28 protein-coding genes are annotated in these 26,993 nt (G+C 30.6%); 13 read left to right on the plus strand and 15 right to left on the minus strand.

Annotated features, from left to right (window positions below):
• Nucleotides 1-69 precede the first annotated feature (69 nt).
• A complete protein-coding gene (locus tag BVC87_RS07025; protein ID WP_075341654.1) occupies nucleotides 70-621 on the plus strand; it encodes a YbhB/YbcL family Raf kinase inhibitor-like protein in 552 nt (183 codons plus the stop codon).
• A gap of 68 nt (nucleotides 622-689) precedes the next feature.
• On the opposite strand, the gene BVC87_RS07030 is transcribed toward BVC87_RS07025, so the two are convergent.
• The 4 genes from BVC87_RS07030 to BVC87_RS07045 form a co-directional block, all read right to left on the minus strand.
• On the minus strand, nucleotides 690-1,436 hold the full coding sequence (locus BVC87_RS07030; protein WP_075341655.1) for a cyclase family protein: 747 nt from the start codon (nucleotides 1,434-1,436) through the stop codon (nucleotides 690-692).
• Nucleotides 1,433-2,566, minus strand: a complete 1,134-nt coding sequence (gene hemW / locus BVC87_RS07035; RefSeq protein WP_075341739.1) for a radical SAM family heme chaperone HemW — start codon at nucleotides 2,564-2,566, stop codon at nucleotides 1,433-1,435. Before hemW ends, BVC87_RS07030 begins: the two co-directional genes overlap by 4 nt.
• Nucleotides 2,567-2,625: 59 nt before the next feature.
• Nucleotides 2,626-3,177: a crossover junction endodeoxyribonuclease RuvC gene (ruvC, locus tag BVC87_RS07040; protein WP_075341656.1), complete on the minus strand. Its 552-nt coding sequence runs from the start codon at nucleotides 3,175-3,177 to the stop codon at nucleotides 2,626-2,628.
• A 307-nt stretch (nucleotides 3,178-3,484) separates the two neighbouring features.
• Nucleotides 3,485-5,104 (minus strand): T9SS type A sorting domain-containing protein, encoded by a 1,620-nt coding sequence (locus tag BVC87_RS07045; protein ID WP_099098836.1) that lies wholly within the window; start codon nucleotides 5,102-5,104, stop codon nucleotides 3,485-3,487.
• Nucleotides 5,105-5,862: 758 nt separating this feature from the next.
• On the opposite strand from BVC87_RS07045, the gene BVC87_RS07050 reads away from it, so the two are divergent.
• Entirely contained in the window at nucleotides 5,863-6,606 is a 744-nt protein-coding gene (locus BVC87_RS07050) for a Bax inhibitor-1/YccA family protein (protein ID WP_075341658.1), read from the plus strand.
• 17 nt (nucleotides 6,607-6,623) lie between these two features.
• Here the strand turns inward: BVC87_RS07050 and BVC87_RS07055 are convergent, their stop codons facing one another.
• A complete protein-coding gene (locus tag BVC87_RS07055; protein WP_075341659.1) occupies nucleotides 6,624-8,825 on the minus strand; it encodes a peptidase domain-containing ABC transporter in 2,202 nt (733 codons plus the stop codon).
• A gap of 126 nt (nucleotides 8,826-8,951) precedes the next feature.
• Between BVC87_RS07055 and BVC87_RS23850 the strand changes: the two genes are divergently transcribed.
• The 4 genes from BVC87_RS23850 to BVC87_RS07070 all read left to right on the plus strand — a co-directional run bounded on the left by BVC87_RS23850 (nucleotide 8,952) and on the right by BVC87_RS07070 (nucleotide 12,550).
• Complete coding sequence (locus tag BVC87_RS23850; RefSeq protein WP_262509521.1) at nucleotides 8,952-9,083, plus strand: hypothetical protein; 132 nt, start codon at nucleotides 8,952-8,954, stop codon at nucleotides 9,081-9,083.
• Between the two features lie 166 nt (nucleotides 9,084-9,249).
• Nucleotides 9,250-9,702 (plus strand): hypothetical protein, encoded by a 453-nt coding sequence (locus BVC87_RS07060; RefSeq protein ID WP_075341660.1) that lies wholly within the window; start codon nucleotides 9,250-9,252, stop codon nucleotides 9,700-9,702.
• Between the two features lie 103 nt (nucleotides 9,703-9,805).
• Nucleotides 9,806-11,566, plus strand: coding sequence for an ATP-binding protein (locus tag BVC87_RS07065; protein WP_075341661.1), 1,761 nt, complete (start codon nucleotides 9,806-9,808; stop codon nucleotides 11,564-11,566).
• A 237-nt stretch (nucleotides 11,567-11,803) separates the two neighbouring features.
• The gene (locus tag BVC87_RS07070; RefSeq protein WP_075341662.1) at nucleotides 11,804-12,550 is read left to right on the plus strand and encodes a LytR/AlgR family response regulator transcription factor; all 747 of its coding nucleotides are present in this window, start codon (nucleotides 11,804-11,806) and stop codon (nucleotides 12,548-12,550) included.
• 404 nt (nucleotides 12,551-12,954) lie between these two features.
• On the opposite strand, the gene BVC87_RS23365 is transcribed toward BVC87_RS07070, so the two are convergent.
• The gene (locus tag BVC87_RS23365; protein WP_159439330.1) at nucleotides 12,955-13,125 is read right to left on the minus strand and encodes a hypothetical protein; all 171 of its coding nucleotides are present in this window, start codon (nucleotides 13,123-13,125) and stop codon (nucleotides 12,955-12,957) included.
• Between the two features lie 338 nt (nucleotides 13,126-13,463).
• On the opposite strand from BVC87_RS23365, the gene BVC87_RS07075 reads away from it, so the two are divergent.
• Both BVC87_RS07075 and BVC87_RS07080 read left to right on the plus strand, forming a co-directional pair.
• A complete protein-coding gene (locus BVC87_RS07075; protein ID WP_075341663.1) occupies nucleotides 13,464-14,030 on the plus strand; it encodes an AidA/PixA family protein in 567 nt (188 codons plus the stop codon).
• A gap of 216 nt (nucleotides 14,031-14,246) precedes the next feature.
• Nucleotides 14,247-14,651, plus strand: coding sequence for a DUF1842 domain-containing protein (locus BVC87_RS07080; RefSeq protein WP_075341664.1), 405 nt, complete (start codon nucleotides 14,247-14,249; stop codon nucleotides 14,649-14,651).
• Between the two features lie 181 nt (nucleotides 14,652-14,832).
• On the opposite strand, the gene ade is transcribed toward BVC87_RS07080, so the two are convergent.
• The gene (gene ade, locus BVC87_RS07085; RefSeq protein ID WP_075341665.1) at nucleotides 14,833-16,455 is read right to left on the minus strand and encodes an adenine deaminase; all 1,623 of its coding nucleotides are present in this window, start codon (nucleotides 16,453-16,455) and stop codon (nucleotides 14,833-14,835) included.
• A gap of 120 nt (nucleotides 16,456-16,575) precedes the next feature.
• Here ade and BVC87_RS07090 point away from each other — a divergent pair, with 120 nt between their 5' ends.
• Nucleotides 16,576-16,947: a coiled-coil domain-containing protein gene (locus BVC87_RS07090; RefSeq protein WP_075341666.1), complete on the plus strand. Its 372-nt coding sequence runs from the start codon at nucleotides 16,576-16,578 to the stop codon at nucleotides 16,945-16,947.
• Nucleotides 16,948-17,000: 53 nt separating this feature from the next.
• On the opposite strand, the gene pckA is transcribed toward BVC87_RS07090, so the two are convergent.
• Together pckA and BVC87_RS07100 are read right to left on the minus strand one after the other, a co-directional pair.
• On the minus strand, nucleotides 17,001-18,611 hold the full coding sequence (gene pckA, locus BVC87_RS07095; protein ID WP_075341667.1) for a phosphoenolpyruvate carboxykinase (ATP): 1,611 nt from the start codon (nucleotides 18,609-18,611) through the stop codon (nucleotides 17,001-17,003).
• 75 nt (nucleotides 18,612-18,686) lie between these two features.
• Complete coding sequence (locus BVC87_RS07100) at nucleotides 18,687-19,067, minus strand: DUF423 domain-containing protein (RefSeq protein WP_075341668.1); 381 nt, start codon at nucleotides 19,065-19,067, stop codon at nucleotides 18,687-18,689.
• Nucleotides 19,068-19,143: 76 nt separating this feature from the next.
• On the opposite strand from BVC87_RS07100, the gene BVC87_RS07105 reads away from it, so the two are divergent.
• On the plus strand, nucleotides 19,144-20,514 hold the full coding sequence (locus BVC87_RS07105; protein WP_075341669.1) for a saccharopine dehydrogenase family protein: 1,371 nt from the start codon (nucleotides 19,144-19,146) through the stop codon (nucleotides 20,512-20,514).
• A 67-nt stretch (nucleotides 20,515-20,581) separates the two neighbouring features.
• Here the strand turns inward: BVC87_RS07105 and BVC87_RS07110 are convergent, their stop codons facing one another.
• Nucleotides 20,582-21,970, minus strand: a complete 1,389-nt coding sequence (locus tag BVC87_RS07110) for a hypothetical protein (RefSeq protein ID WP_143569736.1) — start codon at nucleotides 21,968-21,970, stop codon at nucleotides 20,582-20,584.
• Between the two features lie 262 nt (nucleotides 21,971-22,232).
• Here BVC87_RS07110 and BVC87_RS07115 point away from each other — a divergent pair, with 262 nt between their 5' ends.
• Nucleotides 22,233-22,850: an SGNH/GDSL hydrolase family protein gene (locus BVC87_RS07115; RefSeq protein ID WP_075341671.1), complete on the plus strand. Its 618-nt coding sequence runs from the start codon at nucleotides 22,233-22,235 to the stop codon at nucleotides 22,848-22,850.
• Nucleotides 22,851-22,860: 10 nt separating this feature from the next.
• Here BVC87_RS07115 and BVC87_RS07120 read toward each other — a convergent pair whose 3' ends face one another.
• The gene (locus BVC87_RS07120; RefSeq protein ID WP_075341672.1) at nucleotides 22,861-23,199 is read right to left on the minus strand and encodes a winged helix-turn-helix transcriptional regulator; all 339 of its coding nucleotides are present in this window, start codon (nucleotides 23,197-23,199) and stop codon (nucleotides 22,861-22,863) included.
• 97 nt (nucleotides 23,200-23,296) lie between these two features.
• Here BVC87_RS07120 and BVC87_RS07125 point away from each other — a divergent pair, with 97 nt between their 5' ends.
• Together BVC87_RS07125 and BVC87_RS07130 are read left to right on the plus strand one after the other, a co-directional pair.
• On the plus strand, nucleotides 23,297-23,971 hold the full coding sequence (locus BVC87_RS07125; RefSeq protein ID WP_075341673.1) for an NAD(P)H-dependent oxidoreductase: 675 nt from the start codon (nucleotides 23,297-23,299) through the stop codon (nucleotides 23,969-23,971).
• A 90-nt stretch (nucleotides 23,972-24,061) separates the two neighbouring features.
• Nucleotides 24,062-24,868 (plus strand): SDR family NAD(P)-dependent oxidoreductase, encoded by an 807-nt coding sequence (locus BVC87_RS07130; protein ID WP_075341674.1) that lies wholly within the window; start codon nucleotides 24,062-24,064, stop codon nucleotides 24,866-24,868.
• A 67-nt stretch (nucleotides 24,869-24,935) separates the two neighbouring features.
• On the opposite strand, the gene BVC87_RS07135 is transcribed toward BVC87_RS07130, so the two are convergent.
• The 4 genes from BVC87_RS07135 to BVC87_RS07145 are packed head-to-tail and all read right to left on the minus strand — an operon-like array spanning nucleotide 24,936 to nucleotide 26,951.
• The gene (locus tag BVC87_RS07135; protein WP_075341675.1) at nucleotides 24,936-25,655 is read right to left on the minus strand and encodes a tRNA1(Val) (adenine(37)-N6)-methyltransferase; all 720 of its coding nucleotides are present in this window, start codon (nucleotides 25,653-25,655) and stop codon (nucleotides 24,936-24,938) included.
• Nucleotides 25,655-25,786: a hypothetical protein gene (locus BVC87_RS23855; protein ID WP_262509522.1), complete on the minus strand. Its 132-nt coding sequence runs from the start codon at nucleotides 25,784-25,786 to the stop codon at nucleotides 25,655-25,657. Before BVC87_RS23855 ends, BVC87_RS07135 begins: the two co-directional genes overlap by 1 nt.
• Before the next feature lie 18 nt (nucleotides 25,787-25,804).
• Nucleotides 25,805-26,458, minus strand: coding sequence for a tRNA (5-methylaminomethyl-2-thiouridine)(34)-methyltransferase MnmD (gene mnmD / locus BVC87_RS07140; protein WP_075341676.1), 654 nt, complete (start codon nucleotides 26,456-26,458; stop codon nucleotides 25,805-25,807).
• Nucleotide 26,459: 1 nt separating this feature from the next.
• Nucleotides 26,460-26,951: a DUF4920 domain-containing protein gene (locus tag BVC87_RS07145; protein WP_075341677.1), complete on the minus strand. Its 492-nt coding sequence runs from the start codon at nucleotides 26,949-26,951 to the stop codon at nucleotides 26,460-26,462.
• Nucleotides 26,952-26,993 lie beyond the last annotated feature (42 nt).

The raw sequence follows: 26,993 nt of genomic DNA on the forward strand, positions 1-26,993 counted from the left end.
TTGACCTATTTCACATGCTCAAAAAGTAAGTTCATAAGATAATTTTGCAACATATTTAATTTTAATCTTATGAAAAAATCACTGTTTATGATTAGCATTTTTATGCTAATAACTATTCATGTAAATGCACAAAACACATTTACTTTATCAAGTACTACTTTAGCAGGACAAGCAACTTTACAAGAGGAATTTAGCGGGTTTGGTTGTGTAGGTAAAAACGAATCGCCACAATTATCTTGGAAAAATGCTCCTGAAGGCACAAAAAGTTTTGCCATTACAATGTATGATCCAGATGCTCCTACAGGAAGTGGTTGGTGGCACTGGCTGGCTTTTGATATTTCATCTACTATACATGAATTAAAAGCCGGAGCAGGAAATATCAATTCAGGTTTATTCCCAAAAAATAGTATCCAAAGTGTTACTGATTATGGCATAAAAGGATATGGAGGTCCTTGCCCTCCGAAAGGACATGGATTGCATCAATATATTATAACTGTTTATGCTTTAAAAACAGATAAATTAGGATTAACTGCTGAAACAAATCCTGCTGTTGTAGGTTATTATTTAGGAAATAACACATTAGCTAAAGCAAGTATTGTTGCCTACTATCATAGAAAATAAATGTAAATCATATAGGCCTAAGTAATGCTATCACTTGGGTCTTTTTTATGATATCAAACTCAAATTATTTACTCTAAACTATATAAAATAGGTTTACTTGGTGTGGCATCATTCTCAAAAGGAGCTATCATTATATTTAAAAAATAAGTTCCATCTTCTACTTGATTTGGCACAAAAATAAATTCGGTAATCGTAGCATCTAATCGTAGTTTTCCTGCTGTATTCCAAAATGCATTATGAGACACTAACAAACCATCATCTCTTTCTTTATCTACTGATGGTAAATCAATTAACAAATGTTGTATCCCTTTTTCTCTTAAATACACAGCTCCTTCTTCTAATAAATACGTAGGATTTGTATTGGAATATCTTCTGGATTTCTTCTCGTTCAAGTTAGGGAGCGTACGAATAACTATGGCATCTCTATTTTTATTACCTAACGCAAATTGCAATTGCTTTTTAGAGATCACCAAATCATCACCATAACTTTCAGGGACTACAGTTATTACTTCTGCCAAAAAGAAAAACTGTTGTAAACTTTGATTAATAGAATACACTTCTTCTGTGATATGACCTACACATTCTGTATGTGTAATATGTGAATGTGGGTTAAAATGAATGCTATTAAAATTTACTGCTGCTCCTTCAGATACTTTAATCGTTTGGTCATCAAATTTTTCAGGAAAAATTTTCGGATCATCAATATACCAAGCATTTACATTTTCTTTGGTAACATCAATAGGGATTGAAATATCAATAGGTTTACTTAAGTCTATTTTATATTTCTTTGAATTATACTGGATTGTTGTAATCAAGATAAATTTAATTTAAATAAATCGGAAGCGATTCCGTCTGTTAAAAACTTGCCTTTAGTAGTTGTTCTTAGCGTATCATCTTCAATATACAACAAATCTTCTAGAATAAATTTTTCGGCTTGCATTTTTAAATAGTCTAAATACATCCTTCCAAACTCTTCTGCTACTCTATGAAAAGAAACTCCCCAAACCGTTCTTAAACCTGTCATTACATATTCATTATATCGATCAGTATTCGAGAGTTCTTCCACTTCACTAGGTAATTCTTTTTCTTGAATTTTCTTTATGTACAATGCATTATTTGCAATATTCCAACTGCGTTCTTTTCCATTGAATGAATGAGCTGAAGGCCCTATGCCTATATATTTTTTACCTTGCCAATATGCAGAATTATTTTTACTGAAATATCCTTCTTTTCCAAAATTGGACAATTCATAGTGCACAAAACCTGCTTTATCTAATTCTTCTACTAAAATTAAAAATTGCTGTTGTGCAACTTCATCATTTACATTATCAATAACTCCTTTTTGAATAAAACTTTCTAAAGCTGTTTTAGGTTCAACAGTTAAAGCATAACTCGAAATGTGTGGAACTCCAAAAGATAACGCTGTGCTAATATTTTCTCTCCATTCTTCATGGGTTGTATTAGGAATACCATAAATAAGATCTATAGATATATTTTCGAACTGATCAACTGCAAGAGACAAACACTTTTTTGCTTCTTCTGCATTATGTGCTCTATTCATTAGTTTTAAATCCTTTTCAAAAAAAGATTGAATTCCAATACTTAACCGATTTACTAGCGATTTTGCTATTTCAGCTATTCGCTCTTCAGTTAAATCATCCGGATTCGCTTCTAAAGTAATTTCGGGTTCATCAATCACATTATAATGTTGATATACTGCATCTATTATCGTTTCTATTTCTGATTGATTTAACACACTTGGTGTACCTCCACCAAAATAGATAGTTGCTACTGTATCTGAAACAAACTCTTGCTTTCTTAGTTCAATTTCAGTAAGTAATGCTTGAATCATTTCTTCTTTTCGTTTTAAAGAAGTAGAGAAATGGAAGTCGCAATAGTAACATGCTTGTTTGCAAAATGGAATATGAATATAAATACCAGACACTAATGAATCAATTTGAAAATTTGAAAATATAGCCATTGTTACATTTTCAAATTGTTTAATTATTTAATTTTCGAAGGATTTTGCTTTACAAATGCTGCCCAACCTGAATAGTTCTTTCCTCCTACTTTTACCCCTGAGTTATAAAAATGACATACTGCTGCCGCCAATCCATCAGTTGCATCTAAGTTCTTAGGTAATTCTTTTAAGTTCAGTAATGATTTTAACATTAAAGCTACTTGTTCTTTACTCGCTTTACCATTACCTGTTATGGCCATTTTTATTTTTAATGGTGCATATTCTGTTACTGGAATTTCTCTTGATAGTCCAGCAGCCATAGCTACTCCTTGCGCACGACCTAGTTTTAGCATCGATTGCACATTTTTACCAAAAAACGGTGCTTCTAGCGCAATTTCATCAGGTTTATAGGTTTCAATAAGTTGAATGGTACGTTCAAAAATGAGTTTTAGTTTCAGATAATGATCATCGTACTTTTTCAGAATCAATTCGTTCATCTGTACAAACTCCATTTTCTTTCCTACTACTTTGATGATCCCAAACCCCATAATAGAGGTTCCTGGATCTATACCCAATATGATTTTTTCTGTCTTCAAATATTCAAGCTTTCTACCAATACAAAACTAATCAATTCTTTTGGGTTCATAAAGTGATTTCGACAAGCTCAATCACCAGATTTCGAAAGGCTCAAGCATCAGAGTCAATAAAATCAAGCACAAAACTCAACAAACTCTAGTATAAGACGCAACAGGCTTAAGCAACACTTTTTGCAAAGCTCAATTATCTAAAGAGAAGCATCAACAACAGGGATTCCTCTTTAATAACACCTTGTCTAATAAACCTAAAAATTATTTTTCTGGTGATTTCGGCAAGCTCAATCACCAGAAAAATCTCTTTATAATTTTAATTTGTTTTTAAAATCTTTTTCACATATACTTCGTTTGTGCTACTTTTTAAACGAATGATATATGTTCCCTTCTTTATTTTTTGGTGTAAAGGTATAGTCAATTGTTCTTCTGTTCCGTCAATAGCTTCTTGATAGATTAATCTCCCTGAAAAATCGAAAATTGAAATCTCATTGATTTGCATTTCATCTTCATAATTCAATTGCAATACATTTTCAGTACTTAGAGTTGTAGTATACGTATCTTTTCCTAAAATAGGATCTATAGTATTAGCTGTTTGCCTTGATGCAACTTGATTACTTTCATACAAACGCACATTTTTAAATGTACTATTTCCATTTCCAGAATCATTATCATTGACCAATACTAAATGCATTGCACTCCCTGTATAACGCTGTCCTACAGGAATTGTGTATTTCACAAAATTTCCACTACCGTTATAATTATCATAAGTTCTAATTCCCCAATTTTGTGTTCCATATACTTTAAAAATACGATTACTACTCAAACCATTATCGGCATCAAATCCAATTCCCTGAATTTCACTTTCATTGGTACTTCTGTATTCAAACTCTACCACAGTATTGGGTGTAATTCTAAAAGTTTCTGCAGTTCTTTTCCAAGTATTTTGAGACATTTGAAGATTTGAACCTCCATTGGCTATACTAAAATTATTACTCCTATTTTGATTGGAATACGATTCTAAAGTAACATTATTAAAATTGATGACAACTTCTGTTGGTGGATTTTGAGTAGACAATGCATTATTGATTGCATTTGCGTATTGAGCTACTTGAGGAGAATTATCAAAATCATCATAAATCCACATAAAACCACCTGTTATTCCACATTGATCTTGCCAATTATTCATTCTACTTTCTACTCCTGCAGGGCTTGTTCTTCCACTTCCTCCCCACAATCCTGGATACACAGGAATACCAAAATCCCAAGTACTAGAACAAGGGTTATTAAAACTTCCTCCTGCATAACACTGTAAATAGTTTCGATCGATATTATTTGGAAATTCTGCATTTACGCCCTCTACTAAAGCTTTCCAAAAATCACTTCTTCTATACGGCACAATTGCATTTTTATAGCCTAATCCTGCTAACATTTTGGTAAATGCAATAGCAGAAGGAGCATCATAAGTTACCTCATCATCATTATTAAAAGCATCAATACCTGGAATGGCATTTTTTAGCACTAAAAAATTCTTGTACAATGTACTTTGAGGTCCTACTCCTTCCGTTTCATAGAATCTTTTTACTGCATCAAAAGTTCCAGAACCTGCTGCACTTAAACCAAATTCCACACGTGTTATAGAAGTTGGTGCTTCTTTTAATTGTCGTACGCGATCAGGAAAATCAGGGTGTGTATTGTTTCCCACATAAACTCCATTTTGAACTAAAGGAAACTCTCCATTAAACCCTAAGTCTCCATTTTGCTCAATATGAATGGTCCAGATGATTACCGTAGTAAATCCAGAACTCTTCAGCTCCTGTATACTATTGCTATTGTTATAAATGGGTCCCCCTCCGTATACGGCAGATTCTTGTGCTTTTACTCCTATACAAAGGCACAGTAGCATAATGCTACATAAAAGTTTACTTGTTTTCATTTTTGATTATAGTTAAGGTTAATATTTGAATAAGTTATAGTAAAAAATACAACATGATGTTAAGTTATATTTAAGAATAAAAAGAGCTACTCTATCTGTTAATTAGTGAATAGCTATAAAAGTAGATCTCGTACCTTCTACTTTTATCTTGCAACTCCTAGCTTCCAGCTTTTCGTATTTTAAAATGGATTTTGGATAAGAAATCCTTGTCTGTTCGAGACTCTCGACAAAAATTTTGTGAAACGGCTATAATGACATATTACTAAAAAACGGCCTATTGATACGGATTTTAAATAACAGAATATGTTATAAAGCGATTAAAAGCAGCGCTTTTGAATCTTCTTCGCAGAATAAAAATTTTATTTCGTTAAGAAATCTCGAAGCCTTGGAGAGATTTTAGAAGTGAAATTTGGTTTTTAGCATCGGCTAAAAAATTCATTGAAGAAGTGTCCTTTTTTTGGCTTGGTTTATCCTGAGCGAAGTCGAAGGTTTTTTTGGACAAGCAAAAAAATGAACAGTAAGCTTATAAAAAGTACGAATCTTTATAACTTGGTCATATGATAGACAGAGGAGATGAAATAAAGGTTATTTGCATACTAATATAAATATTTGTTTTTCAGCTCTTAACAAAAAGATGTCAATGATAATGATTTTTCTGATAATTAAGCTTAGTAGAAATTAAAAGTAATTTCACTCGAAGTGACACTATTACACTTAAATAAGATTTATGTAATTTTATTACAACCTAACTTTACAACATGTCTGTTTTTGGTTTACGTACCTCAAATCCTGCTTTTCATCGTTATTTCTGGCGAAAACAAAAGGTGTATTCAAAAAGTAAAATGAGTATTAGTGGTATCATTCTAAAGTCTTTTACCATGCTCACGTTAGTACTACTTGCTGCTGCGTATACTTGGGATCTGTTCTTTACTGGAGTAAATATTAAATGGTATACCGCTATTGGTATGTTTGTGGCTATTTTTTGTAGCTTGTTTATTTCTTTTAAACATAGTGCTGCTAAATATTTGCTTCCTATTTATGCTATTGCCAAAGGACTTTTTTTAGGAGGAATCAGCGCTTATGCTCATAAACGATTTCCTAATTTACCTTTCCAAGCTATTGCCGTGACCATTACTACTTTCTTTGTAATGCTGGTTTTATATAAAACCAAAATTATACGAGTAACTCGGCAATTTAGAGCTATTATCATTTCTGTTGCTACTACTATTTTTCTTTTTTATTTTATAGGTTTTGTGCTTTGGTTTTTAGACATTAATATTCCTTTTTTATGGGGTACTTCTTGGTTGGCTATAGGGTTTAATATTGTGGCAGCGATTGTGGCTTCTTTTTCTTTACTTCTTGATTTTTATTACATCGATCGACAAGTAGGACGGTATCCTAAAGAACGAGAATGGTTGGCTACATGGGGATTATTAATTACTTTAATTTGGTTGTATGTAGAAGTATTGCGCTTGATGCGAAAACTCGCGATACGGTTTTAGTTTTATTATTTCTTACATTACTTTCCTATATTTAACTGATCTTTCACTAAATCATAATAGAAACCTTCTTTTGTTATTAACTCCTCATGTGTTCCTTGTTCCGAAATTTCTCCTCTATTTAATACCACTATTTGATCGGCATTTTTAATAGTACTTAAACGATGAGCTATTATCACTACTGTTTTATTTTTAAAAAAAGAATTTAGTTTATTTACAATATTCTTTTCATTTTTTGTATCTAAAGCACTTGTCGCTTCGTCAAAAAATAAAAAATCTGGATTTTTATACACAGCTCTAGCTATTAAGATACGTTGCTTTTGCCCAGTACTTAAATCTAAACCATCCATCCCTATTTTAGTATTATAACTCAAAGGCAAACTCTCTATAAAATCTTTAATACTTGCTATCTCTACAGATTTTAATAGTCTATCTTTATGCACTTCTTCTTTTCCTAAAGCTATATTTCTAGCAATTGTATCACTAAAAATATATCCTTCTTGCATCACTACTCCACACTGTTCTCTCCATGATAGCTGAGAAATACTTTTTAAATTTATATTTCCTATTTGAATAGTACCTTTTTGGGCTTCATAAAATTTTAATAATAATTTTAGTAGTGTTGTTTTTCCACCACCACTTACTCCAACTATGGCGGTAACTTTATTATAAGGGATCGATAGATTTAAATTATTAAAAACAGGTGATTCCATTCCTGGATATCTAAAACTTAGGTTTTGTAAATGAATATCTTTTTGTGGTATTTCATTATTAAAACTTGAAAAGTCTTCATCCTCTTTTTCTTTGAAATGAATCTCTGAAAGTCTATCTAAAGAAATTTTAGCATCTTGAAGCTCTCTTATAAAATTAATAAGTTGTGTAATAGGCCCATTAAGCTGTCCAACTATGTAAGAAATAGCTAACATCATTCCTATAGTTATCTGCCCTTCGATAACTAATGTAGCAGAAATAATTGTAATTAAAATATTCTTGAGCTCATTTATAAAACTTGATCCAACATTTTGATATTGTTCTAAAGCTAAGCCATCGATAGAGACTTTAAACAATCTTGCTTGTAAATATTCCCACTCCCATCTTTTTTGTTTTTCAGCATTATGCAACTTTATCTCCTGCATACCATTAATAAGCTCTATCACTTTACTTTGTTCTTTACTTATTTCAGAAAAACGTTTATAATCTAACTTTGCTCTTCTCTCCAAAAAAAGTGTAATCCATAATACATATAAACCACTTCCTAAAAAGAAAATAAAAAATATTTTAATATTGTAGTATAATAAAATGAAACCAAAAACAATTAAATTAAAAAGCGAGAATATTACATCTAAAGAAGATGAAGTTAAAATTTTTTCAACCCTTTCGTGATCTTTAATTCTTTCTAATAAATCTCCTGTCATTCTCGTATCAAAAAAAGCAATAGGTAACTTCATTAGTTTGATGAAAAAATCAGAGATTAATGAAATATTTATTCTTGTGCTTAAATGTAATAAAATCCAAGATCTAATAACATTGATACTCAATTTACCAAAAAACAAGAATAATTGGGCAGTTAATACTAAATATATAAAATTAACATCTTGATTTTTAATACCAACATCTATAATACTTTGCGTTAAAAAAGGAAAAATAAATTGGATTATCGTACTAGAAATCAACCCAATAAATAGCTGAATAACAAATTCTCTATGTTTCAAGATATAAGCGTTTAAAAAACTTATCCCAAGTTTTTTATCTTTTTTAGACTCTAAGCTATCTTTTAAAAAATCTGGTGTAGTTTCCAAAAGCATTACCACACCTTCTTCTGTAGTTTCATCTGCTGTATTTCCTATCCATTGATTCAAAAATTCTCTCTCAGTATATTTTAATAACCCATAAGCAGGATCAGACAAATAGAAAATCCCTTTTTTAATTTTATATAATACCGTGTAATGATTATTTTTATTATAATAAACAATACACGGTAATGGTGCTTCTAACAACCTATTCAAAGATATTTTCACTCCTAAAGTTCTAAAACCTATAGCTTCTGCTGCAGTACTTAACCCTGTTAGTGTAGTACCGTCTCTTTGAGTCTCAGATAAAATACGGATATCTTGTAAAGACATATTTTTACCATAGTACTTGGTAACAATTCTCAAACTTGTAGGACCACAATCTTTACTATCAGGTTGTCTATAATGAGGAAATTTCTTATTTTTTTTCATACCTTTATACAAGAATATGAAAAATTGCAGTAAAATTTATTAAAGAAAGATAATTTATCTACTTGAAAACAGAAAACATACTCGCTTTTTTTCGTAATATCATAATTATTCAAATTTTAAAGATTCATGAAAAAATTTAAAAAAACAACAGAGAAAAAAGCATTAAACAACTTCAAAAAAGAGATTATCAACAAACCACAAACAATTAAAGGTGGACCGGATGGCTCTAGAGGTACAGAAATAAGCGTAGGAGGATAAGATGTTTAAAAAAATGTTCTGTTAATTCAGAACATTTTTTAATTCCTTATATCCTCCATCTTATTCCAAAAAAATCTCTTCTTGTACTATTTTCATTTTTAAAACCCCTAAATAATTTGTTGTTTTGTTTTACAATCTAAAATGTTTAACTAAACACTAATTTATTATGTCTATAATTACTTTACCAAATAATGTAACTCCAACAACTACACCTTACAAAGATTTACCTCAACCAGCAGCTACTGTTCATGATAAACTGGTTCCTCCATATAACATTACTATTAGTAAAGAAGGGGTAGCTAATTTTTCTGTAGCTGTAACAAAAGGGAATCCAGCTCCAACTACAGTACAATATATTCCTAATGACCCTAGTCAAAGTGGGTATAACATATTAAAAGTTACATGTACTTATCAGACAAATGGACCTGTAGATGGAGATAATGTAGATGTCTACACATACACTAATATATCATTAGGAGTAACTTTTCCTACTGGTGACACGGATATATATCCACTAAGTTATGCTCCTGCACCAAATAGCGAAAGTGACACAAATGAAGACCCAGAAACTTCTAGAGGTACTGTAGTTATTGTTAGAGGAGGAGATGGCGGCCAATAAGTGATTAAATTCCTACCCATAAAAAGATCGTTCTGATACAAATAAAGTATCAGAACATTTTTTTTAAATTTGTTGATAATCTAATTCTCTATTAGCTTATTATATGACTTTAAAATTACTTTCTTTCTTCTTTTTTCTCTTATCATTTATTTTACATTCTCAGAACAACAATATTGAAGACAAACTTTTTTCTGCTATTTTCGAAAAATCAAAAAAAAATCACTCAAATGATGATTTTAAAAAAGCCTCTATATTTTTCATACAAAAGAACTGGGACTCAACATTAATTTTTACTCAAAAAACACTAAAAAAATCTCCAAAAGAAAAATCAATAAAAAACCTTTCTTTTTTCTACAGAGGAGTCTCATTGTTTAGGCAACAAGTATACCATGAAGCTGAAAATCAATTCGGATTAATTTCAAATGATTTTGAATTTATTAATAAAGTTCAAGTGTATTTAGGAGCAATAAATTTAAAATTGAAAAAATATGAAAAGGCGATCTCTTATTACCAAAAGCTAACAAAACTTCCTAATAAAGAAAGCTTATATCTAAATGAAGCTATTTTATTTGATGACCTAGCATTATGTTACTTTTTCTTAGGTAATTATAACGAGGCTGAATCTTATTTTAAAAAAAGTAATGTGTATGAAAAAGATACTTTGAACTTAATAGATAGCTATATCAATATTGCTAATTTATATTATCAACAGTATAAGGATAATATTGCTATTCCATATTTTAAAAAAGCATACAACTTGTCTAAAAAAATAAATGTTGATAAGAAAAAGTTTTCAGAAAAAGATAGAAAAATATACTACAGAAAAAGTGTAGCTACGAAAAATATGGCAGTAGTTGAAGAAAATCAAAAAAACTTAAAAAAAGCCTTATTATATAGAAAAGAATACGAAAAGTATATTGATACATTAAATAATAGAAATAGAATTTATGAAGTCGCTCAAAAAGAAAAAGAATTCGCTGTAGCTACAAAACAAAAAGAAGTAGACTTTTTACAGGTTCAAAATGAATTAAAAGAAACCCAACGTAATAACTTTATTTATATCGCTAGTATTTTACTGGTACTTCTACTTATCAGTGGTTATTTTTATAGAGAGAAAGTAAAAACAAACCACATTATTGCGGCACAGAAGGAAACGTTGAATGAATTAAATGCTACAAAAGATAAATTGTTTTCTATTGTGAGCCATGATTTGCGTTCTTCTGTAAATGCGTTAAAATCGAGTAATGCTGTTTTAGTTGATAATTTACAATCCAAAAACTTAGAGGCACTAGAAAATCTACTACAAAAAAATAGTAGTATTGTTAATGGTGCCTATGGTTTATTAGATAATTTATTGAATTGGGCACTATTACAAACAGATCAAGGCTATTTTCATATTGACACCTTACGCCTGTTTATTATTATAGAACATGTAGCCTATAACTACAAACCCTTGCTTTTTGAAAAAGAGTTGACCTTTGAAAACTCGGTATCTAAAAAAGCCATGATTGCTGCAGATCAAGAATCATTAAAAATTGTACTTCGAAATTTGTTAGATAATGCCATTAAGTTTTCAAAACCTCATGGGGCTTTAAAAGTGTATGTTGAGGAGTCTGATGATTTTTGGAACTTAATTGTAGAAGACACTGGATTAGGAATGAGTGAAGAAACTCGATTGGAATTATTAAAGGATACTGCCTTACTGAACAAAAAAGAACATGAAGATGTACTTGGAACTGGTTTAGGCTTGAGCTTAGTGAAATCTATGATTCGAAAAAATAATGGAAAGTTCAATATTGAAAGTGAGTTAGGTAAGGGTACTAAAATGATTGTTTCTTTGAAAAAAGTAAGTCTTTCTTCTTAATCTTTTCTATTCGTTTTTAATCATTTATAGTAGAAGGAATGATAAACAGATTGCTTCAAAAACTACATTTTATTACATTTTTTCGCAGTGACATCGTTACTTTATTAAGTAAATTGAAGTCCAATTTTCCTTTTGATTTCGAGTAAGCTCAACCAGCAGAAAAATCAAAAAAATGTCACGTATTTTAATTCAGAAAAGGTAAAAAATGATCGTATATTTACCTAAAACTACGACTAAATGGATAAAATTAACGTGTTAATTATTGAAGATACTGTTACTGAGAGTACAAGACTCATTAAACTATTAGAAGAAAATAATTATAACGTTGTTGGAGTTGCTCAAAGTTTTCAAGAAGCACTTAATTTATTCTATTCAAAAAAGGTAGATATTTTAATTATTGATATTTTTTTAAATGGTGTTCCAGAAGGCATTACGTTTGCAGAAACGATCACTACTGTACCTGAAGCAGCTAAACCTTTTGTGTTTTTAACTAGTTCTAAAGATCGACAAATATTTGAACGTGCTAAATTGACCAAACCATTTAGTTTTTTGTTAAAACCTTTTAATGAATTGGAGGTTTTATATGCCATTGAAATGGCTATTGAAAAGTTCTATGAACAAACAGACGTATTCATTACAGATGAAGAAGATACTGTGATTAGCAATGATAATTTATTTATTAAAAAAGGAAAATCATTAAAAAAAGTATTATTATCTGATATTATCTATATTGAAGTAGAAGAGAAATATTGTAATATTATTACTGAAAAGGAAAAGTTTGTCATTTTAATCTCTCTAACTAAAATTTTAAAACTCTTAGATCCGAATAATTTTTGTAGAACACATCGAAACTATATTGTGAATCTCAATAAAATTGAAGAAATAGTTCCTTCAGATAATCTAATTCAATTACAAGGAAAGCATCATGTTACCTTAAGTGAGCGCTACAAAGATTTAATTAAAAAAGTGCGTACGCTGAAATGATATCAGTTAAGGTTTATGGTTTAAAGCAGCATTGTTACTCTAAATATTTTATTTAAGATGAGTTTGACATAATTTTACCTTGAAACCCCTAGTAAATAAGAATATCATTGCGAACTGACCCTGAACGTTTCCTGAGGTTCTCGAAGGAAAGAGAAGGAGAAGGGAAGCAATCTTTGTCTTAAAAAAACAAGATCTTCGTTCTTAAATGAACAGATTACTTCTTCACTTCACTATGTTTCGTTCATCGTAATGACGTCATTTACTAATCAAAAAAATAACTTCTTAAATCGAATTAATATATACCCCTATCAAACTATTTTTATTAAAAGTAAAAGACCTCACAGTGTCTTTTAATCTAGTCTGTGAGATCTTTGTGAATTAGTAATATTCTTTACTACTTTCTGTTATAATAAAATACAACCTGCCCAAAAACAACGACAAGGTTCTCTTAATACATAGCCGTTAGGTAAGGTACGACAACACATTGAACCTCCACAAGGCGTCCAACCTCCTTTTATTGATTTTTGATCTTCTTTATTTAAAATAGTTCCTAGTTTAGAGATGTTTTTTAACATGATTTTGGCTATTTAAGTTTCTTAAAAATAGCTTTTTAAATCAATTTTAACAATATTTATTCTATTCTTTTTAAATGAATGAAATGAGTATATTTTCAAGAACGCTTACTTCTGAATATAATATTATTCCTCTTTTTTCCATTTTTATGGAATTGATTTCCGCTCTTGTTCCATTTTAATCTTTTTCCTCTAAATTTCAATGTAGTTTTATATCAGAAATAACACGCTAGCTTATTTATTTTAACTAATCTAACTACCTTTTGTGGAGCAGCTCCCACTAAAAAAAACGAGGCGAAATCCGAAAAGCCTTACGAGTAGGAAAATAAAAATTAACCGTTATGCCAAACACAATTAATATTTTAAGCGTAATAGATGTAGAAACTATTTTAAGTAGTGGAATTACAAGAGGAACAAAAGAAGTACCAACTCTTTTAGGTTCTTGGGGCCAATCAGATTCTTATGTATATATGATTACTGCACAAGGTTTTGTTGATTCAAATAGCACTACTAGAGCTGGATCTGAATTAACTATTGATGCTAATGTTGGAGACACTATTCAATGGGAGCTTACTTGTCCAGGTTCAGGTTTACAGTTTAATGCAATTATTTCTGGTATAGGAGTGAATTCTAATTCTCATTCTTTAAGTACGCCTGCGGCTACACTAACAACAAGACATATTTACACAGAAGCAGGTAAGCCAGGGTACCAGATTGTTCAACAAACTGATTTTGTTTCTTCTGTAGTTGCAAATGGTACCGCTCAGTACACCGTGACTTTTCAAATTATGAGTAATGAAGGTGTAAGTTTAGGGTATTATTACTGGGATCCTTTTGTGAAAGTTTTAGATAGCGAGACCTATAAAGCTGCTAAAGCAGAAGCTCTAAAAAAAGGTGAACTTGTTTAAACTCGGTAAAAACAGGTTCTTATACATAAGAAACCTTCTTTGTTTGATTACAAAGGAGGTTTTATTTTTCGTTACTTTTTTTTCCATTTTTATGGAATAGATTTCCACTCTTATTCCATTTTAATCTTTCTACTCTCAATTCCAATGTAGTTTTACCTCAACAATAAACCACTAATGAGTTTATTTCAAAAATTAACTAACTAAACTTAAATAATTATGACATCAGTAGTAACAAAAACAGAAACACTCTACTACAAAGGATCTATGGGATTCTTAGCTAATCCATTAGATACAATGGTTGAATTTTCATTATTAGTGGATTCTGAAAAGCATACTGTAAATGGAAATGTAACAATTACAGACGGAGCAACTAAAGAAACATATTCTGGCAAGGTATCTGGAAGTACCTATCCTGCTGGATTAGGAGGCATTGCACGCTTAATCAACATTACTGGAAGTATCCCTAATAGCAATCCATTAACTCCTTTACAATTACCTTTTGAAGCAAACATGGCATTAAAAGCGGATTGGGATGGTAAAGGTGGATTTACATTCTTAGGAAAACATCATGATGATGTGGAAGTAAAAGGCTCTATATTCAAATTAGATGCTGTTAAATAGTATAAAATAGATTCATAAACGAGCTTTATTTTCTAAAGAATGAAGCTATTTAAAAGAACTTACTCAATTCGAAAATTTACTTTTAGTAGATTCGCATCATTGGCATTTTAGATTTTAGCGATGTCTACCTGTTATATAACAGATAAAAAATTCGGAACGTTAGTTTTTAAAATGGCTTCATTTATTTTATTTCCAAAGACGTAAACTTAAACGTATTTCCATCAAACAATCCTTTATCAGAAAGTTTTAATGCAGGAATCACTAATAAGGCCATAAAAGACAAGGTCATATAAGGCGCTCTTAGTGCACTTCCCATTTCTTTAGCCATCTGATCTAACTCCGCATATGCTTTTCCAATAATCTCAGCAGGCTGATCACTCATAATTCCAGCTACTGGTAAAGCCACTACTTTCTCCTCTGAATTATTGACTGCGCAAATACCTCCTTTGTTTTCAATTAATAAATTCACAGCTTTACAAATGGCTTCGTCAGAAACTCCTACTGCAATGATATTATGGGAATCGTGACCTACAGAACTTGCAATGGCACCTTCTTTCAATCCAAAGTTTTTAATGAATGCAATAGCAGGTTCAGCATTTTTATATCGATTTACCACAGTCATTTTCAAAATATCATTGTCGATATCAGAAACTAGATTTCCTCCTTTAATCAATGAATTTGTTTCTATTTCATTTGTCACTAATTCTCCATCTAAAGCTTCGATAACACGAATTTTTTCAGCAGCAGAATGAAATTCAAAATCAGTAACCTTCTTTATATCCGTATTAAAATTATTCAATACTTCAAACTCAGTTGATGAAACAAAAGAAGTTCCATTTTTAGCCACTAAGTCTCCGTTAATATAAGTTTCTAACACCTTGAATTTTTCTAAATCCTCAACTACAATAAAATCAGCAAAGTCACCTACTTTAAGTAACCCTACATCTAAATTATAATGTTGAACAGGATTTATACATGCTACTTTTAACACTTTAAATACATCTATACCTTTTGCTACTGCGCGCTCACATAATTGATTGATATGTCCTAATAATAAATCATCTGGATGTTTATCATCTGAACAGAACATCATTCGTTCATAATATTCAGGAAGCAAATCAATTAATGCTTCAAAGTTTTTGGCTGCACTTCCTTCTCTAATGATTACTTTCATTCCTTTTTGCAGCTTCTCTAAAGCTTCTTCATAAGTAAAACACTCATGATCAGTGTAAATTCCTGCAGCTATATACTTATCTAAATCCTCTCCTCTTAGACCAGGTGCATGACCATCAACTGGTTTCTTATAATGTTTCGCCCAGGCAATTTTTTGTAATACCTCTTTATCTTGATAAATCACTCCGGGGTAATTCATCATTTCAGCGAGGTATTTAATATCTGGATTTTCCATCATTTTTTTAATATCCTCAGCATCAATAATTGCTCCTGCGCTTTCAAAAGTAGTAGCAGGCACACAAGATGGCGCTCCAAAATTGAACTTTAATGGAACTTTTTTCCCGTTTTCAATCATAAAATCTACTCCCGCTACTCCTAAAACATTAGCTATTTCATGCGGGTCAGAAACCGTAGCTACTGTACCATGAATTACTGCAATTTTAGCAAATTCCGAAGGTACTAACATTGAACTTTCAATATGAATATGTGCATCTACAAAACCTGGTAATATATAATTTTCTACGTTATGAGTAGCTTTTCGAATTTCTTGAATTCTACCATTTTCAACGACAACTTCTCCTTTAAAAATGTTTTGTGTTTGGATATCAACTATATTACCTTGAATGATCATAAGAATATTTTTACTGTAGTAAAAGTAATTAAAAATGCTTCTACTTTCTCACTTTGTAAATAGTAAAAACAGATTAAAATGGAATAATTTTTGTATTGATTTTTAATAAAACTACTACTTATGACTAAGACTATCATTATAGGAACATTATGTATTATTGGGGCTTATCAATTGCCTAAAAAAGTAGAACTGAAATCTACCAATACACCTAACGTTAAAGATTCAATTATTCAGTTACTACAGGAGAGAATACAAACTATAGACAATGAACTATCAGAAATTAAATACTACAATCGTTCCTTAAACTCATATATAAAACAGCTAGAAGATAAAGTTGAAGAAAATGAAGACAATATTGATGATATTAAAGGATTTGGAATTTCTTTTAGCACAATAAACTCCTTAGAGTCAGATATTAATTCATTAAAATCTAATATCACTTCTCTTGAGTCCAATATTCGATCTTTAGAGTTTACATCTCATCAGCATTAACTAAAAAAGGATTGTTCAATGAACAATCCTTTTTTTCTGATAACTATCTAATTTTAATATCCATAACGTTGAGGACCACCGCGTCTAATTTCCTCACTTGCAAATTCTTCAAACTTTTTAAAGTTTTCTCTAAATGCATTAGTTAACTTAAACGCTGTATCGTAATATGCTTTATCGTTATTCCAAGTAGTTCTAGGGCTTAAAATGCTATCTGGAACTCCTGGACATTTTCTAGGTTGTGCTACACCAAATACAGAGTGGATATGGTAATCTTCATATGTATAGTCTCCTAAATCCCCATTTAATACTGCACTAATCATTGCTCTAGTATATTTTAAAGCAATTCTCTTTCCTACTCCATACTGACCACCAGACCATCCAGTGTTTACCAACCATACATTTACGTTTGCTTCTTTCATTTTCTTACTCAACATTTCAGCATAACGTGTTGGGTGCAATGGCATAAAAGGAGCTCCAAAACATGCCGAAAAACTAGGCTGTGGCTCAGTAACTCCTGCTTCTGTACCTGCAACTTTAGCTGTGTAACCAGAAATAAAGTGATAAGCAGCTTGAGCTGGTGTTAATCTTGAAATTGGAGGCAATACTCCAAAAGCATCTGCAGTTAAGAAGAAAATATTTTTTGGGTTTTCACCTATTGAAGGTACTTTAATGTTTTCAATATGGTGAATTGGGTAACTTACACGTGTATTTTGAGTAATTGAAGTATCTGCAAAATCAACTTCACCTTTATCATTCATGATCACATTTTCAAGGATAGCTCCTTTTTTAATTGCCCCATAAATTTCCGGTTCTTTTTCTTGTGAAAGATCAATTACTTTAGCATAACATCCTCCTTCAAAATTGAAAACTGTATTCTCTGAAGTCCAACCATGCTCATCATCTCCAATTAAACTTCTATTTGGATCAGTAGATAAAGTAGTTTTACCAGTACCTGATAATCCAAAGAAAATAGCAGTGTCTCCTTCTTTACCAACATTTGCAGAACAGTGCATTGGTAATGTATTTTTATATACCGGTAGGATAAAGTTTAACGCAGAAAAAATTCCTTTTTTAATTTCTCCTGTATATCCTGTTCCTCCAATTAAAGCTATTTTTCTACTAAAATTTAAAATAGCAAAGTTATGTTGACGAGTACCATCTATTGCAGCATCAGCCATAAAACCTGGTGCATTAATTACAGTCCATTCTGGAGAAAAATCTTTTAATTCATCTTCAGTAGGTCTTAAAAACATGTTGTAAGCGAACATGTTACTCCAAGGATACTCATTAACTACTCTAATGTTCAGTTTGTAATTTTCATCAGCACACGCATAACTATCTCTAACAAAAATCTCTTTATCTGATAAATATGCTGTTACTTTAGTATATAAAGCATCAAACTTCTCTGATTCGAAAGGGATGTTTATATCTCCCCACCAAATCTCATCTTTGGTTATATCATCTTTTACAATAAACCTATCCATCGGCGATCTTCCTGTAAATTCACCTGTATTTACAGCAATAGCTCCAAATGCAGTTTCTTTACCTTGCCCTTTTTCGATAGCTAGATTGTGTAACTCTTCAGAAGTTAACTGATAACGAACAGTTGTACTCTTGATTCCAAGAGTTTCTAACGAAATCGTTTTCGTATCAGGATTTATCATCTCTACGTTTTTTAAGTTGTGTTATATTTTTGACAAAAGTAAGTCTTTTTGTTTAAACAGATTGAAGTATTTTTTTTAATTTTTCTTTGACTTCCTTAGGAAAAGTAAAGCTAGATATACCCAACCTATAATTAATAACAAACCTCCTAATGGAGTAATGAACCAGATTGTTTTAGCTGGTATTTTTGCTAAATAAATAAGATAAATTGAACCTGAAAAAAATAGCAATCCAATTAAAAATATATAGGTGAGTATTTGCTTCTCCTTACCTGAAAAAACTTTATGTAAATTAATTAGTAATAGTAATATAACATGATATATCTGATATCTCACAGCTGTTTCGAAACTATTCAAAGCTTCGGCGGATAATGTTTCTTTTAAAGCATGTGCTCCAAAGGCTCCTAAAATGATCGCAAGTACTCCAATTAATGATACTATTGTTAAATTTTTATACATATTTAGTATATTTGTTAAATTTCAAACTAAAATAACTGGATTTTAATCCTTATTAACAAAAGTACTGCTTTATTTTATGAGAAAAATATTGATCATTGGTGCAGGAAGATCTAGCTCTTCTTTAATAAAATACTTATTAGAAAAATCAATAGATGAAAAATTACAACTCATAGTTGGTGATATTTCATTAGAGAATGCCAAAAGAAAAATAGACAATCATCCCAATGCAAAAGCTATAGCATTAGATGTTTTCAATGAAGAAGAACGAATAAATGCTGTTAAGGAGGCTGATATTGTTATTTCTATGTTACCTGCTCATTTACATATTGAGGTGGCAAAAAATTGTCTTGAGTACAGAAAACACATGGTTACCGCTTCTTATATTTCTGAAGAAATGAAAGCTTTGGATGAGGAAGTCAAAAATAATGGATTGATTTTTATGAACGAGATTGGCTTAGATCCTGGTATTGATCATATGAGTGCAATGCAAGTAATTGATAAAATCAGAGAAAAAGACGCTGAAATGTTATTATTTGAGTCGTTTTGTGGTGGTCTTGTTGCTCCTGAAAGTGATACAAACTTATGGAACTATAAGTTTACTTGGAATCCTAGAAATGTAGTTTTAGCAGGCCAAGGTGGTGCATCTAAATTTATACAAGAAAAGACTTATAAATATATCCCTTATCATAAATTATTTAGAAGGACAGAATTTTTACAGGTAAATGGTAGCGGGAAATTTGAAGCATATGCAAATAGAGATTCTTTAAAATACAGAAGTATTTATGGTTTAGATAATATTGCAACCATGTATAGAGGTACAATAAGAAAAATTGGTTTTTCTAGAGCTTGGAACGTGTTTGTACAGTTAGGTATGACTGATGACACCTATACTATAGAAAATTCTGAACATATGAGTTACAGAGATTTTACAAACTTATTCTTAGCATATTCTCCTTCAGATTCTGTAGAGTTAAAGTTTAGATCTTATTTAAAGATTGATCAGGATGATATTATGTGGGAAAAGTTTTTAGAGCTTGATCTATTTAATCCTGAGAAGAAAATTGGATTAGTAGATGCTTCGCCTGCGAAAATTCTTCAAAAAATATTAATGGATTCTTGGACACTTCAGCCTGAAGATAAAGATATGATTGTAATGCATCATAAATTTGGTTACGAAGATGCAACAGGAAAACATCAAATTGAAAGCAGTATGGTTATTAAAGGAGATGATCAAACGTATACTGCTATGTCAAAAACTGTTGGTTTACCTGTAGCTATGGCTACGCTGAAAATTTTAAATAGTGAAATTTCTTCATCTGGTGTTCAACTTCCAATAAAAAAAGAGGTTTATGAACCTATTTTAAAGGAATTAGAAGATTACGGAATCCACTTTATTGAAAAGAAAGTTCCTTATTTAGGTTATAACCTTGAAGGTGTAATTGGATAAACAAAAAAATGCAATTAGATCAAAAGTTTTGATCTAATTGCATACACAAACATTACATATTCCTAATTTATTCAGCAGCTTCACACTCTGCTTCAAAATCGATAAGAATATCTTCTTTCCCCAGCTTTAAATACCCTTCTCTATCTTCTACTATATACCATTTCCCATTATATCCTTCTAATGCTTGAGAAAGATTAGAAAAAATTACTTTTCCATCTACATACTCCCAACTTCCTTCATCTACAACATTTTCTTCACTATCATATACATGAATATTGTTCCCTGAAAAATCAATAGTTAACCCTTCTAAGTTAGCATCGTTTTCTGGTTTTAAACGATGAGGGAACCAACGACAAGAATCAGCTAAAAGGTTAGCTTTCAATTCTGCTGTATCATCTCCATAGCTGCAATCAGCTTCAAAATTAATAAGTACGTCATCTTTCTCTAGTTTTAAATAGGTTTCATTATCTTCAACAACACTCCAACTACCATTGTAATTTTCTAAAACAGTACTCAAATTAGAAAACTCTACTTTTCCATCTACAAACTCCCAGCTTCCTTCATCAACTACTGCATTGTCTTTATATGCATGAATATTATTTCCTGAAAAATCAATACGTAAACCTTCAAGATTTGCATCACTCTCTGGTTTTACTCTAGAAGGAACCCATAGACAATATTCGTTTAGTAATTTCGCTTTTAACACTGCATCATTAGTATCATCATCATTTTTACATTCGCTTTCGAAGTCGATCAATACATCGTCTTTTTCTAATTTTAGGTATCTTTTTCTGTCTTCAACAATACTCCAACTACCATTATAAGCTTCTAAAACTGCACTCAAATTAGAAAACTCTACTTTTCCATCTACATATTCCCAACTTCCTTCATCAACTACTTTATCATCTTTATATACATGTATATTATTTCCTGAAAAATCAATAGTCAGTCCTTCAAGATTAGCATCACTTTCTGGCTTTAATCTGTGCGGAAACCAACGACATGATTCATTTAAAAGTTCTGCTTTTAACGCTGCATCATCATCTGATTTACACTCTCCTTCAAATTCTATTATAGTTTCCCCTTTTTGTAATTTAATATACCCTATTCTTTCTTCAACTATTTCCCATTCTCCATTAAAAGGTTCAAAAATTGATTTTAGGTTAGCGATAATTAACTTACCGTCTTTTACTTCCCAAGTTCCTTCATCTAAAGCTTCAGCTATTTTATTGAAAACTTGAATACCATTATTTGAAAAATCAATTTTTAAAAGTTGATCTATATCTATGTCTACATCTAATTTTATTGCATTTAAGAACCAAGAACACTCATTACTATTTAATCGAGCAGCTATAGCGTCATCTTCTTGTGTAATTTCTAGTCCTGAATTATCTTCACATGAAGACAATATTAAAACTAAAGACAGTATAAGTACCGTGTACAAATTTTTCATCATTTTTTTCATAATTGGGTTTTGTTTTATGTTAAAAACTTCTTTCATGTTAATACAACAACTTGATATTAAAAACTCCTACCCTACAGATTTAAAGTGTAGCAAAAAATGAAAAACTAAATCCAGATCACAAGCTTTTTAGGATAAGTCTAAACCTAAGATTCTTATTCCTAAGGAAGTGAAAGATAAATTCTAAATAAATCTTATATTTAAATGACAAAACTTTAGCTGTAGTTTGCCTTATCTATCGTTATTTATTTTTCTCATGAAGCATTATCTTATTACTCTTTCTTTATTTCTATTCAGTTCTTTTACTATTTTCTCTCAGGAAAAATATAAAAAAGATTATACAGTTTTATTTGTTGGTAATAGCCTAACTTATTATAACAATTTACCTAAACTGATCACTAAATATGCTAAAAAGCATAAGGAAATTCATATTAAAACGAAAACAATTACTTTTCCTAATTATGCTATTGAAGATCATTGGAATGACGGAAAAGTTCAAAAATTAATTGTATCTCAAAAGTTTGATTTTTTGATTTTACAACAAGGTCCTTCTTCTCAAAAAGCAGGTAAAAAAATGTTAATTGATTATGGGAAAAAGTATGCTGAACTATGTGAGGCTAATAAAATTCAATTGTGTTATTTTATGGTTTGGCCTTCTCTAATGTATTATCATACCTTTGAAAAGGTAATTGAAAATCATACTGAAGCTGCTAAGCTTAATAATGCTATTCTACTTCCTGTAGGGAAACATTGGAAAGAACACATAGAAGAAAACAATGATTATTCGTACTATGGCCCGGATGAATTTCATCCTTCTAAAAAAGGAAGTAAAAAAGCTGCACAAATTATTGTGGAAACACTCTTTAAAAAATAATAACTTACCTCTAGTTTTTAGCATGATGTTCTAGAGCATAATCTCCCCATTGAGCAATGTTTTCTAAAAGCGGAATTAATGTTTTCCCAAATTCGGTTAGCGAGTACTCTACTTTTAATGGAGGTTTGTTATAATATACTTTCCTTTCTATTACGCCATCTTCCTGAAGTTGTTGTAATTGCAAACTCAACGTTCTTTCAGTAACTGATCCCATTTTCTTTCGTAATTCACTATATCGTAACTTTCCTCCAATCAAGTAAAATAAGATTACTGTTTTCCACTTTCCTCCAATAATTCCCATAGTTAAGCTTGTACAACAGGGATATTCCTTACCTTTAAATGTATGCATACTCTTTTAATTTTATACTATCCTTTTTGACCGTTATTGTAAAACTACAAAACTATAAATATTTTTGTAACTATAATTTTTATAGTATAAAACAATTATGAGTACACCTACAATTTCAAAAGAAGACATTCTAAATGCTTTTCAATTTAGACATGCAACTAAAGAGTTTGATTCTACCAGAAAATTATCTGAAGAAGATATTAATTTCATTTTACAAACGGCTAATTTATCACCTAGTTCTTTTGGTTTTGAGCCTTGGCATTTTATTGTTGTTCAAGATACCGAACTACGTGAATCTCTAAAACCAGTTGCTTGGGGAGCTCCTTTAAAATTAGATACAGCTAGTCATTTTATTTTAGGTTTAAGCATGAAAGCCCCAATGACTAAATGGGATGCAGAATACATTAGCCATATGATGAAAGATGTAAAACAATTACCTGAAGATGTGATTGAAATGTACTCTAAATTTTATAGAGAATTCCAAGAAAGAGATTTTTTACTAGACAGTGATAAGAAATTATTTGATTGGGCGTCTAAACAAACTTACATTGCTTTGGCAAATATGATGACTTCTGCTGCTTTAGTAGGTATAGATAGTTGTCCTATAGAAGGTTTTCATCAAGAAAAAACTGAGGCTTTATTACAAGAAAAGTTTGGAGTAGACACTACAAAATATGGTCTATCTTACATGGTAGCATTCGGTTATAGAAAACAAGAGCCAGCACATCCAAAAACAAGAAGAGATTTACAAAATATTGTAACTTGGAAATAACCCTTTTTTCTCCTATAAAAATTAGCTCTTTGTTCTGTAATTCTAGAAATATCCAGGACGGTTAGTTTTTTTAATTTTAAATATATAAGCATGAAAAAAAATATTTTTATAACAGGTAGTACGGATGGTATTGGTAAACTTACTGCTAGAAAGCTAGCTGAAGATGGGCATCATATTTATATTCACGGTAGAAATATTGATAAAGTAAATCATACTATTGGAGAACTTAAAGAGCTCAGTAAAAACCCAAATATTTTTGGATATACTTGTGATTTTTCAGATTTACATCAGGTGATAACACTAGGGCAAAAAATAAATGATGAGCAAATACACATTGATGTGCTTATTAATAATGCTGGAGTATTTAAAACTTCAACATCAAAAAATAATTTAGGGTTAGATCTTAGATTTACTGTAAACTATTTAGCTCCTTATATTTTTACACAACAGCTAATTTCTTTACTTAAAAAAAGTGACGCGCCAAGAGTTATCAATCTTAGTTCCGCAGCCCAAGCAGAAGTTTCTCTTGAAGCTTTAGCGGGTAAAACTGATTTAACAACCCAAGAAGCTTATGCAGAAAGTAAACTTGCGTTAACTATGTGGAGTTTTAACTTTGCAAAAGAGAACAAAGAAATAAATACGATTGCTGTTAATCCTGGTTCTTTACTAAATACTAAAATGGTTAAAGAAGCTTACGGGAATCATTGGTCATCAGCTGATAAAGGAGCTGAAATCCTTTCTGATTTAGCTATATCTGAACAATATGATGATAAATCTGGATCTTATTTTGATAATGATAGAGGGGCTTTTAATAATGCACATCCAAATGCTTATAATGAAGAAAAAATTCAGTCCCTTATAAACTTTACTGAAAACCTGTTAGATCAACTTATGTAGTATCTAACAGCTATTATTACAAACTTGGAATTTAACTCTAGATATTTAGTAGTAAGTATTTGAAGAATTACATTTTCAAATAAAAATCTTTAGTTAAGTTGACATAGGCATCAGTATATTGATGCCTTTCTTTTTCAATAATTAATTCCTCCTCTATAATATCTTTTGAGTGAAAAGAAAATTCTAACAAACTTCTTTTCAATTCACTTTCTGCATTTCCTCTAATTCTACAAACTTTATTCATCTGTAAATTGAATGTCTTAGCTAACGCAATAAATTCTTTTTCTTCCTGAAATGGTATTATGGTTGAGAAAGTTCCATTTTCTGATAATAGTAAGGAAACTCCTTGCAACAACTCTTTAAACGATAAAGATGAAGTAAATCTTGCTTTATTTCTAGCTTCGTTTTCACTTTGATAATCTGCATTGTAGAATGGTGGATTAGAAATAATAAGCTCATATGTTTCTTCTTCTTCATTCATTTCTCTACTGAAATCTTGAAATGAAGAATGATAACAAAACAAACGATCTCCCCAATCTGACTTTTCAAAATTTTCAACAGTTTGTTCATAGGCTTCATCATTAATCTCTACTGCATCAATAGTCATAGCATCTGAACGTTGCGCCAACATTAATGCTATTACACCAGTTCCAGAACCTATATCTAAAATAGAATCAGGAAATTGTTCTATAGAACACCAAGCACCTAATAGGACGCCATCAGTTCCTATTTTCATCGCTGCTTTGTCCTGATGGACTACAAACTCTTTAAATTTAAAAGGTTTCATTATAAAAGACGTCCTAAAATTTTTTCGGCATTAAAAAATAGATATAGTGCTATAGCCAGCAATACTATTAAAAACAATCCTTTTTTAGGATTCGATCTTTTTCTATTTCCAAATCGTTTTTGAAACTTCATATTTTAATCTATATAATTTTAATATTTAATAGCTCTTAACATTTCTCTTTTTCCTGGAGGGCCGGGTAATCTCTCTACAGAAAACCCCACCGCTTCCATAGCTCTTCTTACACTTCCTTTTGCTGCATAAGTAACTAAAATTCCATCTTTCTTTAAGGCTAAAAACATTTTCTTAAAAATAGCTTCAGTCCATAATTCTGGCTGTACTCTAGCCCCAAAAGCATCAAAATAAATTAAATGAAATGTATTTTCGTCTTCAATTTTTTCAAAAAACTGTTCGCGTTTAGTCAATAAAAAACTATTGCTAATTTTTTGTTGTTCTTCCCAAGGAATAGTATGAATCAAATTGAAAATATGCTCTTGCGATTCAGCTTTTAATTCAGATACGTAATTTAGCTTAGCTATTTCCTCTTTTCCTACTGGGTAGGCTTCTACACCCACATAATTTATTATTTTACTACTCTCCAAAAATGTAATAAAACAATTTAAACCAGTACCAAATCCTATTTCTAGAATAGACAACTCTTCTAAATCAATTTGTTCTAAACCATTTTTAATAAAAACGTGGTAAGCTTCTTGTATTGCCCCATGTTTAGAATGATATTGCTCATTCCATTCAGGTAGATGTATGGTTGTAGAACCATCAGAAGTTATTATGATTTCTCTTTTCAACTTATTTTAATAAAACACCGTGAGCTAAAAAAGCCATTTCTTTTTTAGGTTCAGTAATTTTTTCAATTTCTTCCTTCGATTTACCTGCATCCTCAGCATAATGACGTAATTCATCTACAGGAGTAACTTTTACAAAAGCTTTTCCTTCTACAATTACTTCTTTTCCTTGACTATCTAAAGGCATAAAAAAACCATAATCTTTAAATCGTACCATCACCTTCTCATTCTCTGTTAAAGGTAATTTCATCCAACATCCTTTTTTGGAACATACCTCATTGATTGTAGAAGTGAATTTGACGTTAAGAGTATCCCCTATTTTTAATGTGCTATAACTTTTATATATTTCTTCTTTAGACACTGCTTGGTTCTCACTTAATTTAGCTCCAAATAATTTGTATTCAGTTTGTGGCTCTTGTTTATCTGTCTCTTTTTTAGATTTACACGATTGAATAGCTAAAAAACCAATCAAAAAAAATATAGTTAAAATTCTCATTTATAAATAATTAAAATCACAATACTGCAAAGATACAATTTT

The organism is Tenacibaculum agarivorans, assembly GCF_001936575.1.
GTDB lineage: Bacteria > Bacteroidota > Bacteroidia > Flavobacteriales > Flavobacteriaceae > Polaribacter > Polaribacter agarivorans.

Bases quoted from the DNA above. Each gene is read 5' to 3' on its own strand.
- BVC87_RS07110 (WP_143569736.1), bottom strand. From the start codon at position 21,970: ATGATGAAAAATTTGTACACGGTACTTATACTGTCTTTAGTTTTAATA.
- BVC87_RS07090 (WP_075341666.1), top strand. From the start codon at position 16,576: ATGACTAAGACTATCATTATAGGAACATTATGTATTATTGGGGCTTAT.
- BVC87_RS07100 (WP_075341668.1), bottom strand. From the start codon at position 19,067: ATGTATAAAAATTTAACAATAGTATCATTAATTGGAGTACTTGCGATC.
- BVC87_RS07130 (WP_075341674.1), top strand. From the start codon at position 24,062: ATGAAAAAAAATATTTTTATAACAGGTAGTACGGATGGTATTGGTAAA.
- BVC87_RS07115 (WP_075341671.1), top strand. From the start codon at position 22,233: ATGAAGCATTATCTTATTACTCTTTCTTTATTTCTATTCAGTTCTTTT.
- BVC87_RS23365 (WP_159439330.1), bottom strand. From the start codon at position 13,125: ATGTTAAAAAACATCTCTAAACTAGGAACTATTTTAAATAAAGAAGAT.
- BVC87_RS07145 (WP_075341677.1), bottom strand. From the start codon at position 26,951: ATGAGAATTTTAACTATATTTTTTTTGATTGGTTTTTTAGCTATTCAA.
- BVC87_RS07065 (WP_075341661.1), top strand. From the start codon at position 9,806: ATGACTTTAAAATTACTTTCTTTCTTCTTTTTTCTCTTATCATTTATT.
- ade (WP_075341665.1), bottom strand. From the start codon at position 16,455: ATGATCATTCAAGGTAATATAGTTGATATCCAAACACAAAACATTTTT.
- BVC87_RS07075 (WP_075341663.1), top strand. From the start codon at position 13,464: ATGCCAAACACAATTAATATTTTAAGCGTAATAGATGTAGAAACTATT.
- BVC87_RS07025 (WP_075341654.1), top strand. From the start codon at position 70: ATGAAAAAATCACTGTTTATGATTAGCATTTTTATGCTAATAACTATT.
- BVC87_RS07070 (WP_075341662.1), top strand. From the start codon at position 11,804: ATGGATAAAATTAACGTGTTAATTATTGAAGATACTGTTACTGAGAGT.
- pckA (WP_075341667.1), bottom strand. From the start codon at position 18,611: ATGATAAATCCTGATACGAAAACGATTTCGTTAGAAACTCTTGGAATC.
- BVC87_RS07120 (WP_075341672.1), bottom strand. From the start codon at position 23,199: ATGCATACATTTAAAGGTAAGGAATATCCCTGTTGTACAAGCTTAACT.
- BVC87_RS07050 (WP_075341658.1), top strand. From the start codon at position 5,863: ATGTCTGTTTTTGGTTTACGTACCTCAAATCCTGCTTTTCATCGTTAT.
- BVC87_RS07060 (WP_075341660.1), top strand. From the start codon at position 9,250: ATGTCTATAATTACTTTACCAAATAATGTAACTCCAACAACTACACCT.
- BVC87_RS07135 (WP_075341675.1), bottom strand. From the start codon at position 25,655: ATGAAACCTTTTAAATTTAAAGAGTTTGTAGTCCATCAGGACAAAGCA.
- BVC87_RS07125 (WP_075341673.1), top strand. From the start codon at position 23,297: ATGAGTACACCTACAATTTCAAAAGAAGACATTCTAAATGCTTTTCAA.
- BVC87_RS07105 (WP_075341669.1), top strand. From the start codon at position 19,144: ATGAGAAAAATATTGATCATTGGTGCAGGAAGATCTAGCTCTTCTTTA.
- BVC87_RS07080 (WP_075341664.1), top strand. From the start codon at position 14,247: ATGACATCAGTAGTAACAAAAACAGAAACACTCTACTACAAAGGATCT.
- BVC87_RS23850 (WP_262509521.1), top strand. From the start codon at position 8,952: ATGAAAAAATTTAAAAAAACAACAGAGAAAAAAGCATTAAACAACTTC.
- BVC87_RS07045 (WP_099098836.1), bottom strand. From the start codon at position 5,104: ATGAAAACAAGTAAACTTTTATGTAGCATTATGCTACTGTGCCTTTGT.
- BVC87_RS07055 (WP_075341659.1), bottom strand. From the start codon at position 8,825: ATGAAAAAAAATAAGAAATTTCCTCATTATAGACAACCTGATAGTAAA.
- BVC87_RS23855 (WP_262509522.1), bottom strand. From the start codon at position 25,786: ATGAAGTTTCAAAAACGATTTGGAAATAGAAAAAGATCGAATCCTAAA.